The following is a 295-nucleotide window of genomic DNA, read 5'->3' as shown; positions in this document are numbered from 1 at the left end:
GTAACCAGAAGCCAACGCCCAGATGTAATGTCTGGGATATGCAGACGGGTTACGGTTCAGACGTAAGATGGAGACTTAAGTAGCAATAATGGCGTCTAGTCAAACCAAAGGTTTCGGCAAGCCGAAACCAACGGTCACTAAGAATGCATGGAGGATAATCAATTGGGCGAAAGTCCAGCGGATGGTCTTCAAGTTGCAAAAGCGTATCTATCAAGCGACTCAATCGGGACAGGATGCAAAAGCCAGAAGGTTGCAGAGACTCCTTTTGAAGTCATACTACGCAAGGCTCTTAGCG

1 protein-coding gene is annotated in these 295 nt (G+C 47.5%); it reads left to right on the top strand.

The annotated features are described in order from the left end of the window. Nucleotides 1-88 precede the first annotated feature (88 nt). A partial coding sequence (locus tag AC0QHF_RS07550) for a reverse transcriptase N-terminal domain-containing protein (protein WP_375341406.1) occupies nt 89-295 on the top strand: 207 nt, incomplete at its 3' end.

Source organism: Lyngbya sp. CCY1209 (assembly GCF_055795065.1).
The sequence above is the reverse complement of the archived record's forward strand: the minus strand, read 5'-3'. Positions and strand labels throughout refer to the sequence as shown.